This window comes from Comamonas sp. Z3 (assembly GCF_008121565.1).
Taxonomy (GTDB): Bacteria; Pseudomonadota; Gammaproteobacteria; order Burkholderiales; family Burkholderiaceae_C; genus Comamonas; species Comamonas brasiliensis.
The window spans coordinates 293,660-308,364 of the sequence record NZ_VOQU01000008.1; the positions used below are offsets into that span (position 1 = coordinate 293,660).

General features: G+C 65.4%; 10 protein-coding genes. 5 read left to right on the plus strand and 5 right to left on the minus strand.

Going from position 1 to position 14,705, the window contains the following annotated elements; genetic code table 11:
- Positions 1-304: 304 nt before the first annotated feature.
- The 5 genes from FSY59_RS23065 to FSY59_RS23085 all read left to right on the plus strand — a co-directional run bounded on the left by FSY59_RS23065 (position 305) and on the right by FSY59_RS23085 (position 7,544).
- On the plus strand, positions 305-2,008 hold the full coding sequence (locus tag FSY59_RS23065; RefSeq protein ID WP_148729754.1) for an alpha/beta hydrolase: 1,704 nt from the start codon (positions 305-307) through the stop codon (positions 2,006-2,008).
- 174 nt (positions 2,009-2,182) lie between these two features.
- Positions 2,183-2,656, plus strand: coding sequence for a phasin family protein (locus FSY59_RS23070; protein ID WP_019044263.1), 474 nt, complete (start codon positions 2,183-2,185; stop codon positions 2,654-2,656).
- Positions 2,657-2,824: 168 nt separating this feature from the next.
- On the plus strand, positions 2,825-5,143 hold the full coding sequence (locus FSY59_RS23075; protein ID WP_148729755.1) for a DUF3141 domain-containing protein: 2,319 nt from the start codon (positions 2,825-2,827) through the stop codon (positions 5,141-5,143).
- Positions 5,140-6,267, plus strand: a complete 1,128-nt coding sequence (locus FSY59_RS23080; protein WP_148729756.1) for a bifunctional enoyl-CoA hydratase/phosphate acetyltransferase — start codon at positions 5,140-5,142, stop codon at positions 6,265-6,267. The genes FSY59_RS23075 and FSY59_RS23080 overlap by 4 nt, the downstream gene beginning before the upstream one ends.
- Positions 6,268-6,338: 71 nt before the next feature.
- Positions 6,339-7,544, plus strand: a complete 1,206-nt coding sequence (locus FSY59_RS23085; RefSeq protein WP_148729757.1) for an acetate/propionate family kinase — start codon at positions 6,339-6,341, stop codon at positions 7,542-7,544.
- A gap of 87 nt (positions 7,545-7,631) precedes the next feature.
- Here the strand turns inward: FSY59_RS23085 and FSY59_RS23090 are convergent, their stop codons facing one another.
- From FSY59_RS23090 to FSY59_RS23110, 5 genes are all read right to left on the minus strand, one after another.
- Positions 7,632-7,880 (minus strand): hypothetical protein, encoded by a 249-nt coding sequence (locus FSY59_RS23090; RefSeq protein WP_003053468.1) that lies wholly within the window; start codon positions 7,878-7,880, stop codon positions 7,632-7,634.
- Positions 7,881-7,979: 99 nt separating this feature from the next.
- Positions 7,980-9,107 (minus strand): ABC transporter permease, encoded by a 1,128-nt coding sequence (locus FSY59_RS23095; RefSeq protein ID WP_050873686.1) that lies wholly within the window; start codon positions 9,105-9,107, stop codon positions 7,980-7,982.
- Positions 9,108-9,263: 156 nt separating this feature from the next.
- Positions 9,264-12,053 carry a ribosome-associated ATPase/putative transporter RbbA gene (rbbA, locus tag FSY59_RS23100; protein WP_148729758.1) on the minus strand — a complete coding sequence of 930 codons (2,790 nt, stop codon included), beginning with the start codon at positions 12,051-12,053 and terminating at the stop codon, positions 9,264-9,266.
- A 20-nt stretch (positions 12,054-12,073) separates the two neighbouring features.
- Complete coding sequence (locus FSY59_RS23105) at positions 12,074-13,153, minus strand: HlyD family secretion protein (protein WP_019044257.1); 1,080 nt, start codon at positions 13,151-13,153, stop codon at positions 12,074-12,076.
- Positions 13,154-13,164: 11 nt separating this feature from the next.
- On the minus strand, positions 13,165-14,592 hold the full coding sequence (locus FSY59_RS23110) for an efflux transporter outer membrane subunit (RefSeq protein ID WP_148729789.1): 1,428 nt from the start codon (positions 14,590-14,592) through the stop codon (positions 13,165-13,167).
- Positions 14,593-14,705 lie beyond the last annotated feature (113 nt).

The window sequence follows — 14,705 nt, forward strand, 5'->3', positions numbered from 1 at the left end:
ATTGCACACAATGGGTAATCGGTGTCTGGCGCGCAGGCCGACTTTGGTCGGAGCCCGCCGCTTGCAGGCCATTGCCGATATTGCCTGCAGGTCTGGACGCCGAGTTCTTTCGCCTGCAGCGCTGCAGCCTGCGCCATCCGGCATCCGGCATCCGGCATCCGGCATCCGGCATCTGGCATCTGGCGCCGCATTGCTTGCTGGCCTGGATTTGATGAAGCTCAAGCCTCCGTGGGCGGTGGCTATGCAACAACTTCTTCAGCACATAAGATGTTGCGTTATTGCCATGCAGCAAAAAGGGGCCGCTATGGTTGACCGCGAGGCCGAGACGCAGTTCAGTTCCAGCCAGCAGCTTGATCAGGCTGTGCGTGCGATGTGGGCGCAGCAGTGGCTGTCGGTTTCCCCCGAGTCCCAATGGCAGGCCTGGCTGGACTGGGCTGGCCATCTTGCCATCAGCCCCGGAAAGCGTCTGGATCTTGCGCGGCTGGCGCTGGAAGAATGGGCCAGTCTTTGCTATGGCGGGCCGAGGAACGCAGAGCCCGATCACCGCTTCAAGGCGGCTCAATGGCAGCAATGGCCGTTCAATGCCATCAGTGCGGGCTTCGCCGCTCAGCAACGCTGGTGGCGGGCTGCCAGCCAGGGCGTTGCCGGGGTTGAACCGCATCACGCACGCCTGGTCGGGTTCTGGGGCAAGCAGTGGCTGGATATGTGTTCGCCCGCGAACTTCTTTGCCACCAACCCGATTGTTCAGGAGCGTACCCTCAAAGAGGGCGGGGCGAATCTGGTGCGCGGCTTGCAGTACCTGATGGAAGACCTGCAGGCCCAGATCGCAAACCAGCCGCCTGCAGGTTCCGAAGCATTCCAGCCAGGGCGCGATGTGGCCGTCACGGCTGGCAAGGTGGTGCTGCGCAACCGGCTGATGGAGCTGATCCAGTACACGCCCACCACCGACAAGGTCCACCCCGAGCCGGTATTGATCATGCCGGCCTGGATCATGAAGTACTATGTCCTGGATCTTTCGCCAGGCAATTCGCTGATCAAGTATCTGGTCGACCAGGGGTATACGGTGTTCTGCGTTTCCTGGAAGAACCCCGATGCCGATGACCGGGAGCTGGGCATGGACGACTATGTCGCGCTGGGCTGGCGTGCTGCGCTGGATGCCGTCACCGGTATCGTCCCGGGCAGGAAAGTGCATGCGGCCGGCTATTGCCTGGGCGGAACCCTGCTGGCCATGGCTGCAGCAGCGATGGCGCGCGACGGCGACGACCGTCTGGCATCGATGAGCCTGCTGGCCGCACAGACCGATTTCACCGAGCCCGGCGAGCTGGGGCTGTTCATCGACGAAGCGCAGATCAGCCTGCTTGAGGCCCAGATGGCCCGGCAAGGCTATCTGCGCGCCGAGCAGATGGCCGGCGCATTCCTGATGCTGCGCTCCCAGGATCTGCTGTGGTCGCGCATGGTCGATCACTACCTGCTGGGCGAGCGTGCGCCGATGAGCGATCTCATGGCCTGGAATGCCGATGCCACGCGCATGCCTGCGAGGATGCACTCGCAATACCTGCGCCGTCTGTTTCTGAACAACGATCTCAGCGAAAACCGTTATCCGGTTGACGACAGGCCGGTCTCGTTGCTCGATCTCAGAGTGCCCATCTTCTGCGTGGGAACGCTTACCGATCATGTGGCACCCTGGCCATCGGTATACAAGCTGCACCATCGCACCCCGGCCGAAATCACCTTTGCGCTGACGAGCGGTGGCCATAACGCCGGCATTGTCAGCGAGCCCGGCCATCCGCGCCGCAGTTACCAGCTGCGCATGCGTCCCGCCGGTGCTCAGGACATGCCTGCCGCGCAGTGGCAGCAGGAAGCCGAGCGGCACCAGGGCTCCTGGTGGCCGGCATGGAGTGCCTGGCTCCAAACCAGATCCGGCACGCCGCTGGCTGCGCCGCGCATGGGCGGCAAGAGTGGCAAGCCTTTGTATGACGCTCCGGGCCGGTACGTGCTCGAGCATTGAGTTGAAGACCTGCTCCGACCAGGATGCACGACGGGCATTTCTCTGCACGAAACGCCATGCGCCATCCGGGTTTGCGCAAGTCACGGAGTTTTCATAGGCCGTCTGGTCACGGTGATAGGCCGGACGGTCCGCCAGCCTCTCGATAGGCACCACCATCACCATAGGGAGACCGATATGAGCATCCAAGCGACCCCCCTGAGTCTGTTCAAGGCCAATGCCGAGCTGCAACTGCGCATCGCTCAGCTGATGCGTGAGAGTGGCCATCGCTGGCTGGAAGCGGCGCAGCACAGCAGTGCTACTGGCATCAGCGAAACCACGTCGGAGCTGCAAAGCCTGCTGAAGGCCGAGGACTGGCAGTCACTGGCCAGCCTGCCCGCCGAGGCTTTCATGCGCAGGATTGAAGACCGCATGAGCGATGCCAGGAGCGCCAGCGATATCGCGATCCGGAACCAGCAGGCTTTTGCCAGCGGTCTGCAGCAAGCCCTGGAGGCCTGGCAGAAGGCCGTGGCCGACGCCATGCGTGCAGACGGCTCGTCCAATCTGCCCGCTTTGCCGCTGCAGGACATCTTCAAGCAGTGGCTGTCCGTCTGGACGCCGCCGGGTCAGGACGAGGCTCAGGCCAAGGGCGGCAAGACGGCACAGAAATAGGAGAAAGAGGGGCGGGGCCGCAGCATGGCTGCCGCTTCGTCGCCGGATGATCTGCGGTCTTGTCATGGCAGGAACTCCGGCTTTTCGGCGCTTGGCTGATCCATAAAGCGCCGACAGCTATTGTTTTTGAGTCTTTTTGAGAGAAGCTTGTGACTTCGGGAGCACGATATGAGCAAACCCAGCGAGGCCGGCCCATCGACTCAGGGGGCTGTCGATCCTTTGGCATGGTGGCGCGCCGCCGCAGCCTATGCGCTGGATGCCGCCCAGCGCAGCGTGCTGTATGCCGATATCGAGCGCCAGGTCGGCGATCAGTACCGGATGCAGCGCGAGGCCAGGATGCCCAATGTGCTGCATTTCCCTGCCGAGCTGGTGATGTCGGGACTGGAGCTTCCCAGGCCCGTCAACTATGGCCTGGTGCGCATTCAGGCGCCTGAGAATCGGCCGGCCGATCCGGGCAAGCGACCGTTCGTCGTGGTCGATCCACGCGCCGGCCATGGGCCCGGCATCGGCGGCTTCAAGCCGCACAGCGAGATCGGGGCGGCACTGGAGGCCGGCCACCCTTGCTACTTCGTCGGCTTTCTGCCCGATCCGGTGCCGGGTCAGACGGTGGAGGATGTGATGCGTGCCGAGGCGGCCTTCATGCGTCGCGTGGCCGAGCTGCATCCCGAGAGCGAGGGCAAGCCCGCGGTCATCGGCAACTGCCAGGCGGGCTGGCAGATCCTGATGACGGCCGCTGTCTGGCCCGAGCTGTTCGGGCCCATCATCGTTGCTGGAGCGCCCCTGTCGTACTGGGCCGGTGACAATCCCATGCGTTATTCGGGCGGGCTTCTCGGGGGAAGCTGGATGACGGCTCTGGCCAGCGATCTGGGCAACGGCCGCTTCGACGGCGCCCATCTGGTGCAGAACTTCGAGCAGCTCGATCCGGCCAACACGCTGTGGAGCAAGCAGTACAAGGTCTATGCCAATGTCGACACCGAGGCCGAGCGTTATATAGGCTTCGAGAAATACTGGGGCGGCTATGTCTTTCTCAACGATGTGGAGATGCAGTACATCGTCGACAACCTGTTCATCGGCAACAAGCTTTCGACGGCCCGGCTGCTGACCTCGGACGGGGTGCGCATCGATCTGCGCAATATCCGCTCCCCCATCCTGGTGTTCTGTTCCTATGGCGACAACATCACACCGCCGGCCCAGGCCCTGGGCTGGATCACCGACCTTTACGCCAGCGACGACGACGTGCGTGCCCATGACCAGACCATCATCTTCAGCACGCATGACAGCATTGGCCACCTGGGCATCTTTGTGTCGGGCGCCGTCGGCAGCAAGCAGCACCGCAAGTTCGCCAGTGCCATAGAGCAGATCAATCTACTGCCTGCAGGCATCTACCGCGCCAGCGTGGACGACGCGACGGCGCAGGAGCAGAAGCTGCTCCACGATCCTTATCTGCTGAGCATCCGTGCCAGCGGTCTTGATGAGGTGCGCGACATCGTCAAGCCCGATGCCCAGGCCGAACGCCGCTTCGACGCGGCGGCCAGGGTCTCCGACATCAACCTGGCGCTGTACCGCAGCCTCTGGCAACCCTGGGTGCGCGCGCTGAGCACCTCTGAGTCGGCGCGCTGGCTGCAGGCCCTGCACCCCATGCGCCTGCAGTTCGAGGCCTGGAGCAGCCAGCACCCGCTGGCCGCCCTGATACGCGGCAGTGCCGGATACATACGCGAACATCGCCGGCCCGTGGACGAGGCCAATCCCTGGCTGCAGATGCAGCAGCAGGGCTCGGCCGCGCTGGAGCGCTCCCTCGATGACTTTCGCGACCGGCGCGACCATATCTATGCCCTGTGGTTCGACATGTTCTACGGCTCGCCCCTGATGCAGGCACTGGCCGGACACGCCTATGGCGAAAGCGGGCCGGTGCGCCAGCATCCGGGCACCACGCCCGAGCATCTGGCCCTGATGGCGGGCAGGCAGCGCCAGATCGAGGACAGTGTGGGTCAGGGCGGCGTGCTCGAAGCCACGTTGCGCGGCTTGCTGAGCGTGCTGTCGCTGCGCCGCTCCGTGGACGAGCGCTACTACCATCTGGCCGCGCAATTGCTGGAGCAGGAGGCGCCGGGGCGCTGGAGCCTGGCCGAGCTGCGCGCCGCCATCCGCGAGCAGACCCTGGTGATCAGGCAATGCGGTAGCGCCGCCATCGATGCCATTCCAGGCCTGCTCAAGAACACGCCTGCCGACACCATACGCAAGGCCAGCCAGGCGATTGCCAGCATGGCGGCCATCGATACGGGAGCGAAGGCCGAGCAGCAGGCCGTGAAAAGCGCTCTGCAGCAGGTGCAGGCCTTGTTCGAGCAGGCCGCCCTGGCGCAGCAGGCCCCGATGGACGAGGCTCAGGTGCCGCAGCTGGCGCCGGCCCGGGCTTCCGCCACCGCCACGCGGCCCAAGCCTGCTGCGCGACGTCAACCGGCCGCAAGCCGCGGCAAGAAAGGAGTGCGATGAGTCAATCGAGTCCAGAGGGGATGCGGGAGCCGTTCGAGGGCCTGGCTGTCGGCGACAGCCTGCATGTCACCGTTGCCGCCCGTGATGCGAGCACGTTGACCCTGCGCTGCGCCCGCGAGGCACAGGCCCAGGCTTTCACCACAGCGTCACCTCCGGCGACCGACCTGTCTTCGGGCGGGGCGGAGCAGCCGCTGGACGTGGCCACCCATCATGGCCTGATCCGGCTGCTGGCGGCCGTCAAGGAGCTGCCGCCGGTGCGCATGGGCGTGGTTCATCCCTGCGATGCGATCAGTCTGTCCGCGGCGCTCGACGCGCATCGGCTGGGGCTGATCGAGCCGGTCCTGATCGCTCCGCGCGCCAGGCTGGAGGCGGTTGCGCTGGCGCAGGGGTTCGAGCTGCAGGGCTTGCGCATCGAGGACGTGCCGCACAGCCACGCCGCCGCCGAGCATGGCGCCAGGCTTGCCGCCAGCGGCGAGTTGGAGGGCTTGATGAAAGGCAGTCTGCACACCGACGAGCTGATGGCTGCTGTCGTTGCCGGCAGTGCCGGGCTGCGCACCAAGAGGCGTGTCAGCCATTGCTTTGTGCTGCAGACGGCCAGCTATCCACGCCCCTTCATCGTCACCGACGCGGCCATCAATCTGGCCCCCGATCTCTTGCAGAAGGCCGATATCGCACGCAATGCCATCGAGCTCGCGCAGGTCCTGGGCGTGGCCAGGCCCAAGCTGGCCATCCTCGCTGCCGTCGAGACGGTCAACCCCAGCATGCCCGCAACCCTGGATGCGGCCGCGCTGTGCAAGATGGCCGACCGGGGCCAGATCACCGGAGGCGTGCTGGACGGCCCGCTGGCTTTCGACAATGCGGTCTCCATCGAGGCCGCACGCACCAAGGGCATCACGTCGCCCGTGGCCGGTCAGGCCGACATCCTGCTGGTGCCCGATCTGGAAAGCGGCAATATGCTGGCCAAGCAGCTGATGTACCTGGGCGGCGCCGCCAGCGCAGGCATCGTGCTCGGTGCCAAGGTGCCCATCGTGCTGACCAGCCGCGCCGATTCGCGCGAATCCCGCATTGCATCCTGCGCGATTGCGCTGCTGCTCGCACATCACTACCGGCAGACGCCGCCCTGAAAAGCATGGTCGATGGCGCCAGGCTGGCCGTTGCTGCAGTCTGTGCCCTGTCGGCAGACAAAGGTACTGCCATGAGCAATTCCGTCATCATCGTCCTGAACTGCGGCTCCTCGAGCATCAAGTTCGCCGTCTTCGAGGCCGCCAGGCCGCTGCCGCGCAAACCCCTGTGGAACGGCAAGGTGCAGGGCATTGGCGGGCCCGCTCCCGACTTCGGCGAAACCGGCATCCCGCCCTTTGCCATCGGGCTGGGCGCCGAGCACCCCTATCGCGATGCGCTGCGCATCATCCGGGAGCGCATCACGGCGCGGCTGGAGGACCGGCCCGTGGCCGCGATCGCTCACCGGGTGGTGCATGGCGGCAGCAAGTATTTCGAGTCCACCCGCATTGATGCGCAGGTGCTGCAGGACCTGCGCAGCTATGTGCCGCTGGCACCGCTGCACCAGCCGTTTGCGCTGGAGGCCATAGAGATCCTGCTGCGCGAGCGGCCCGATATCGTGCAGATCGCCTGCTTCGATACCGGCTTTCATCACAGCCTGCCCAAGGTGGAGCAGATATTGCCGCTGCCATACGAATGGTGGCAGCGCGGCGTGCGCCGCTATGGCTTTCACGGGCTCTCGTATGCCTATATGGCGGCCGCGCTGGCCGAGCGTCATGGCGACAGGGCCAGGGGCCGAACCATCGTCGCCCATCTGGGCAGCGGCGCCAGCCTCTGCGGCATGCAGCAGCTGCAGAGCATGGCGACCACCATGGGCTTCTCGGCTCTGGACGGATTGATGATGGGCACCCGTACCGGTGCGCTGGACCCGGGGGCCGTGCTCTATCTGATGGAGATCGAGAAACTGACGCTTCAAGAGGTGGGGCGTCTGCTCTATCACGACTCGGGGCTGCTGGGCGTATCGGGCATCTCGTCCGAGCCGCGCGTGATCCTGCGCCATATCGAGGAGCCGGGCGAGGCCGGCGAGCGCGCACGCATTGCGCTGGAACTCTTTGTGCGCCGCATCGTGCGTGAGATCGGTTCGCTGGCTGCGGCACTGGGCGGCCTGGACATGCTGGTCTTCACGGCAGGCATAGGCGAGCACAGCGAGGAGATTCGTGCCCGCGTCTGCACCGATCTGGCCTGGCTGGGTCTGGAACTCGATGCCCGGGCCAATGCGGCGCATGCGCCCGTGATCTCAGCGGCCGGCAGCCGGGTGCTGGTGGGCGTGGAGCCCACCAACGAGGAGTGGGTGGCTGCCCGCGATACGCTGTGCATTCTTGGCGTGCAACCGTCTTCTTGAGATAGGCCGGCTGCCGCTCAGGCCTGCGCTGCTGCAGAGATATGCGTGAGGGCGCAGGCCGGGGACAGCGCGGGTTCCGGCGAGTGCTTAGCCCTCCTGCACTGCCTGCCGCCTGGCTGCGTCGATGGTGGCCTGGATGGCGGCGCGTGCCTGCGGGCTGTTCTTCCAGCAGCTGGAGCCCGTGAGCGCAGAGGCCTTGGCGACGATGTCCAGGGCATTGGCCTCACGCAAATGTGCGAACGAGCCATAGCCCAGGGATTCCAGCCGGCTCAGCACCGTGGGGCCCACGCCCTTGAGGGCAAGCAGTGATTGTCGTTCTTCGGTGGTGAATGGCATGGGCGCAATCCTGGAGCTGGGGAGATCTTTGGCACAAGCAGGCGGCTTGCGCCTTGTTGCTGGCGTAGCAGGCCGCTGGATGGCGGCATGAGGACGATATCAGGCCATGCTGGACAAGGTTTTTCTGAACCGCATCAGCGACAGCCAGAACAGCACGGCGCCTATGCCCGCCAGCCACAGGAAGGGCTTCCACACGGTTTCTATACCGGCGCCGCGATACAGAATCGCCTGACCAAGCTCCACAAAATGCGTGGTGGGGGCGAACAGCATCACGTCCTGCACCAGCTGGGGCATGGATTCGCGTGGCGTCATGCCGCCCGACAGCAGCTGCAGCGGCAGCAGCGTCAACACCATCAGCAGACCGAACTGCGGCATGCTGCGCGCCACGGTGGCCAGGAAGATGCCCATGGCCGTGGTGGCGAACAGGCACAGGGCCGAGCCTGCCATGAACAGCAGCAGACTGCCTTCTATGGGCACCTTGAGTGCGCCGCGCACGACCAGATTGAGCGAGACGGCGGCTGCCAGCAGCACCACGGCGCCCATGGACCAGACCTTGGCCAGCATGATCTCGGTAGGCGTCACCGGCATGACCAGCAGGTGCTCGATGGTGCCATGCTCGCGCTCGCGGATCAGCGCCGCCCCCGTGAGGATGATGGAGAGCATGGTGACGTTGTTGATGATCTGCATCAGTCCGCCGAACCAGATCTTGTCCAGCCCGGGATTGAAGCGCGCGCGCAGCTCCAGGTCCACGGGCAGGGTGCTCGCTCCCCGGTAACGCTGGACGAACTCGTTGATCTCGGCCAGCACGATCTGCTGCACATAGCCGCTGCCCGAGAAGGCCTGGCTCATGCGGGTGGCATCCACGTTCAGCTGCAGCTCGGCCTTTTTGCCGGCCAGCACATCGCGCTGGAAGTTGGGAGGAATGGTCAGCGAGAAGGTGAAGTCGCCTGCATCCAGCCCGGGGTCCACATGGCTGAAATCCACCATCTGCGGCGGCATGAACTGAGGTGGGTAGAAAGCCGAGGCGATGCGTGCCGACAGCGGCGACTGGTCTTCGTCGACGATGGCGATCGGCGCCTTGTGCAGCGTATCGGGCATGGCCGTGGCCGCCGTGTACACCGAGGCCGTGAAGGTATAGACGATGAGTACCAGCATCACCGGGTCGCGCCACAGGCTCCACAGTTCCTTGACGCCCAGGCGCCAGATATTCTTCAGGCTATGCCACATGGTGTGTCTCCATGACGAAAACGAGGGCTGCTGCTGAAACTGGCGCTGGCCTACCGCCAGGACAGCGAGCAAGGGCCGCCCCGCAGCGAGGCTGTCGTCCCCCTCCCGCGTTAGCGAGAGAGGGGGAAGCTGCGCAGCAGCTCAGGGGGAGCTTCATCACTTCTCCTGCTTGGGCAGGGCCCAGATGGCGATGCCCATGATCACGGGAACGGCGATCAGCAGCGGCAGCAAGGTCGGCGCCAGATCGTGCAGGCCCAGCGCCTTGTTGAAGACGCCGCGGCTGATGGCGAACATATAGGTGGCCGGATAGATCTCGCCGATCCAGCGGCCGGCGCCTTCCAGCGAGGACACCGGGTCGGTCAGCCCCGAGAACTGCGTGGCCGGAATCAGCGTGCCCAGCATGGCAAAGAACATGGCGGCAATCTGGCTGCTGGTGACGGCCGAGGCCAGCAGGCCCATGCCCGTGGCAATGACGCTGAAGAGCAGGGCGGCCAAGACGAGCAGCGGGAAGCTGCCGGTCATGGGCACGCCGAAGACGAAGACCGCCATGGCGCACATCAGAAAGAAGTTCAGCATGGCCAGCACCACATAGGGCAGCTGCTTGCCCAGCAGAAACTCGGTGCGGGTCACGGGGGTGACGTACAGGTTCACGATGGAGCCCAGCTCTTTTTCGCGCACCACGGCCAGGGCCGTGAGCATGGCCGGCAGCATCATCAGCAGCAGCGGAATCACGGCCGGCACCATGGCGGGCAGGCTTTTCACATCGGGGTTGTAGCGAAAGCGGGTCTCCAGGCTGACCTGGCTGGCCAGCTGCACGCCCAGGCGCTCGCGTGCCTGCTGTGCCAGCCAGAGCTGGTGCATGGCCTGGACATAGCCTTTGACGGTCTCGCCGCGCTGGGGCATGGCGCCGTCGAACCAGGCGCCCACGGCTACTTTCGAGCCGCGCAGCACATCACGGCCAAAACCGGGTGGAATCTCGATGGCCAGTGCCAGCTCGCCGCTTTTCATGCGCCGGTCCAGGTCGGCGTAGTCCCGGATGGCCGGCATTTCAATGAAATAGCGCGAGCCCGCGAGATTGTTCACATAGTTCTGGCTGATGGTGCTCTGGTCGCGGTCCAGCACCGCGAAACGCAGGTCTTCGACGTCCATGCTGATGCCGAAGCCGATCACCACCATCAGCACCAGCGAACCCACCAGGGCCAGCGTGGCGCGCACGGGATCGCGCTGCAGCTCCAGCGACTCGCGCCACAGATAGCTCCACAGGCGTTGCAGGCTGAAGCCGGGGCCGCTGAAATGTGCTTCTGAAAAAGGAGCTTTTTGCGCTTCATCCACTTGGGATTCAGCATGATTTAAGTCTGAAAATGAAGCAGAGCGAGCGGTAGTAGCTTCTTTTTTGATATCGAGCACGGGTGCGGCCTCGCCCGAGGCCTCCACCAGATAGCCGATGAAGGCCTCTTCCAGTGTGGCCGCACCGCGCTTGGCGGTCAGGGCTGCCGGCCGGTCGCTGTCCAGCACCTTGCCCGCATGCATCATGGACATGCGGTCGCAGCGCTCGGCCTCGTTCATGAAGTGCGTGGAGATGAAGATGGTCACGCGGTCGCGGCGCGAGAGCTCGATCAGCAGGCGCCAGAACTGGTCGCGCGCCACGGGGTCCACGCCCGAGGTGGGCTCGTCGAGAATCAGCAGCTCCGGCTTGTGCACCATGGCCACGGCCAGCGACAGGCGCTGGCGCATGCCCAGCGGCATATTGCCGGGCAGGGTCTCGCGCACCTCGGTGAGGCCGAAGCGGGTGATCATCTCCTCGACCCGCGCGGGGATCTGGGCCGGGTCCACATGGAAGAGTTCGGCGTGCAGCACCAGGTTCTGCAGCACGGTCAGCTCGCCGTAGAGCGAAAAGGCCTGGGACATGTAGCCCACTCGCTGGCGCGTGGCCACATCATGCGGATCGATCTTCTTGCCGAACAGCCAGGCATCTCCCTCGCTGGCGGGCAGCAGCCCGGTCAGCATCTTCATGGTGGTCGACTTGCCGCAGCCGTTGGAGCCCAGAAAGCCGAAGATCTCGCCGCGCCGGATGCGGAAGTTCACATGGTCCACGGCCACGAAATCGCCAAAGCGCATGGTGAGATCGCGCGCCTCAATGGCGATGTCGTCATCGCGGGTCTGCAGCGGCGGGATCACCACGGCGGCATGGCCGCGTTTTTTCTCCTCGGGCAGCAGGGCGATGAAGGCGGCCTCCAGCGCCGGCATGCCGGTGCGTGCCAGCAGCTCGGCGGGCGTGCCGGTGGCCAGAATCCGGCCGTCATCCATGGCGGCCAGCCAGTCGAAGCGCTGGGCCTCGTCCATATAGGCTGTGGCCACGATCACGCTCATCTGCGGGCGCTGGCCACGGATGCGGTTGATCAGATCCCAGAACTGCGCGCGCGCCAGCGGGTCCACGCCGGTCGTGGGCTCGTCGAGAATCAGCAGGTCGGGGTCGTGGATCAGGGCGCAGCACAGCGCCAGCTTCTGCTTCATGCCGCCCGAGAGCTTGCCCGCTGGGCGGGAGAGGAATTTCTGCAGTCCGGTGCTCTGGGTCAGATCGTCGATGCGCGCCCGGCGCTCGGCCGCGTCATGCCCGAAAAGGCGCCCGAAGAACTGCAGATTCTCTTCCACCGACAGCGTGGGGTAGAGGTTCTTGCCCAGGCCCTGAGGCATGTAGGCAATGCGCGGGCAGACTGCATCGCGGTGCTTTTTGCTGCGCATATCGCCACCCAGCGCCTGTATCTCGCCGCCTTGCAGCGCGCGCGCTCCCGCAATCAGCGACAGCAGGCTGGACTTTCCCACGCCGTCGGGGCCGATCAGGCCGACCATGAGGCCTGCCGGAATTTCCAGGCTCAGGCCGCGCAGCGCCTGCGTCTTGCCGTAGGCGAGCGTCACTTCACGCAAGGTGGCTACATGCTGGGTCATGGCAAACCGGGTCCCGGTATTCACGAGGCCGAAGCGTCGCCGGTGCGCAGCTCCAGTCGGGCCGGCCATTCGCGCTCCTTGTCGAGCTTGATCCAGGCCACGCCAGGCAGGCCTGTCTTGACCTGTGTCAGATGCTTTTGCAGCAGATCCGGGGCGATGCGGGCCTTGACGCGGAACATCAGCTTCTGTCTTTCGCTGGCCGTCTCCACGGTCTTGGGCGTGAACTGGGCGGTGCTGGCGACAAAGGACACCTGGGCCGGGATCACATATTGCGGTGCCGCATCCAGCACGATGCGCACCTCGGTACCCAGGGCCACGCGGCCAGCCACGGTCTCGGGCAGGAAGAAGCTGATGTAGACATCCGAGACATCCACCATATTGAGCACCTTGCCGCCCGCGCCGATCACCTCGCCGGGTTGGGCCAGCCGGTATTGCACGCGGCCATCGCGCGGGGCGGTGAGTTCGCTGTCCTTGACGTCGGCATCGATGCGCTGGACGGTGGCGGCGGCGGCCGTCACCGCCGACTCCGCACCGATGGTCTGGGCCTTGGCTGCGTCGATGGCTGCCTTGGCGGCCGTGGCCTGGGCCTCGGCGGCCTTGAGCGCGGCCCGGGCACCACGCACGCGCGCCCGGTCGTCGTCCAGCTCCTGCTCCGAGGACGCACCTTCGCGCGCCAGTGTTTCGGAGCGATTGACGCGGCGCAGCGCTGCATCCAGCTCTGCCTCGCGTTGCGCAACCGTCGCGATGGTGGCCGCATACTGGCTTTCGCGCAGCGCGATTTCGGCGCGTGCCGAGGTCACTGCATGAGAGGCGCGCTCGCGGCCGGCGATGGCTTCGCGCTGCTGAGCCTGCAGGCTCTCGATCTGCATGCGGGCCAGGGGCTGGCCGGCTTTGACGAACTCGCCTTCCTGCACCAGGACTTCGGCAATGCGGCCGGCGTATTTGGTGGCGACGTCGATCTCGGTGGCCTCGATGCGGCCGTTGCCGCTGACCAGGCCTTCGGAAGCCTGGGCGCTGCGCCATTGCTGCCAGCCATAGGCACCCAGGGCGGCTGCGGCAACGATGAGCGCGGCGAGGGTCAGTTTCTTGTTCATGGGCATGGATTTGCAGATCAGGGTTGGAGGGCGGCAGGGGCGGAGGCGCTGCTCTGGCCTTGGGTGGTGTAGCCTCCGCCCAGGGCCGCGTAGAGCGTGACCTGGCTGGACAGCAGGGCTTCGCGGCCCTGGACCAGTTGCTGCTCTGCGCTCAGCAGGTCGCGTTCGGCATCCAGCACATCGAGATAGGGCGAGGCTCCCTGGTCATAGCGCAGCCGCGCCAGCCGGGCACGCTCCTTGAGGGCTGCGCGCTGCTCGGTCAGCACCAGCTGCTGCTGCTCCAGCGTGCTGCGGCTGGACAGTGCGTCCAGTACCTCGCGCATCGCCGTCTCTATGGTTTTCTCGTACTGGACCACCGCGATGTTCTGTCGCACGGCCTGCAGATCCAGGTTGGCCTGGCGCTGGCCGCCGTCAAGGATCGGCAGCGAGATCGAAGGGACGAACTGCCAGGCACGACTGCCGCCTTTGAACAGGCCGTCGAGTTCGGCGCTGGCCGTGCCCCAGCTGCCGGTCAGCGCGATACGGGGCAGGAACGCTGCGCGCGCGGCGGTCACATTGGCCTTGGCGGCCTGCAGGCCGTACTCGGCGGCAATGATGTCGGGACGCTGCGTGAGCAGAGCCGAGGGCAGGCCTTCGGCAACGGGTTTGAGGTTGACCGGTGTGGACAGCCGCTGCGGCAAGCGCTCTGCATCCAGACCCGTGAGCTGCTGCAGCGCATTGGCCTGCAGCGCGCGCTGCTGCGCAAGTTGAGTGCCTATGAGCTTGGCCTGGTGGACCAGCGTCTGCACCTGCGTGAGCGCATAGCGCGAGGTGGAACCCACCTCGGTGCGCCGCTTGAAGATGCGTAGCGATTCCTCGCGGCTGGCAATCGTGCGCTCGGTCAGGGCCAGGCGCTCATCGAGGCTGCGCAGGGCCAGATAGTTCAGCGCCACCTGTTTGATGAGACTGGATTGAACGGCATGCTGCGTGGCATCCAGCGCCAGATAGTTGCCCAAGGCGGCATCGCCGAGGCTTTTGACACGGCCCCAGAGGTCGAGCTCCCAGCTGTTGAGGCCCACAAAGACCTCCTGATCGCCGGCAACCACGGAGCGGCCGCTGGCATTGAGGTCGGCGGGCACGCGTGCTCTGGCATGGCTGCTGCCAAGCCCGATGGTCGGCAGCCTGGCCGCGCTCTGGATGCCGTAGGCAGCCTGGGCCTCCTGTACGCGCAGCAGCGCCAGGCGCTGGTCCTGATTGTGGGCGAGAGCCGCTTCTATCAGCTGCTGCAATACCGGGTCTGCATAGAAGTCTTGCCAGGCAAGCGGCGCTGCGGCGCTGTTCTGCTGCGTCCAGGCCTGGGGCCACAGGCCCGGCAGCCTGGCCTGCGCCTGTGGCTGCAGCATCTGCACGCTGGTGCTGCAGGCAGCCACAGCGGCCAGCAAGGCGGCTGATGCCAGCAGGCGCATCAATGTGGGGATAGGAGGTGATTGGCGATTCGCTGATGGGGGCATGAATGCAGAACCTGCGACTTGAAAGCTTTTGGCTTCCGCTTGGCGCAAGATTTGTATAGATGTGAACC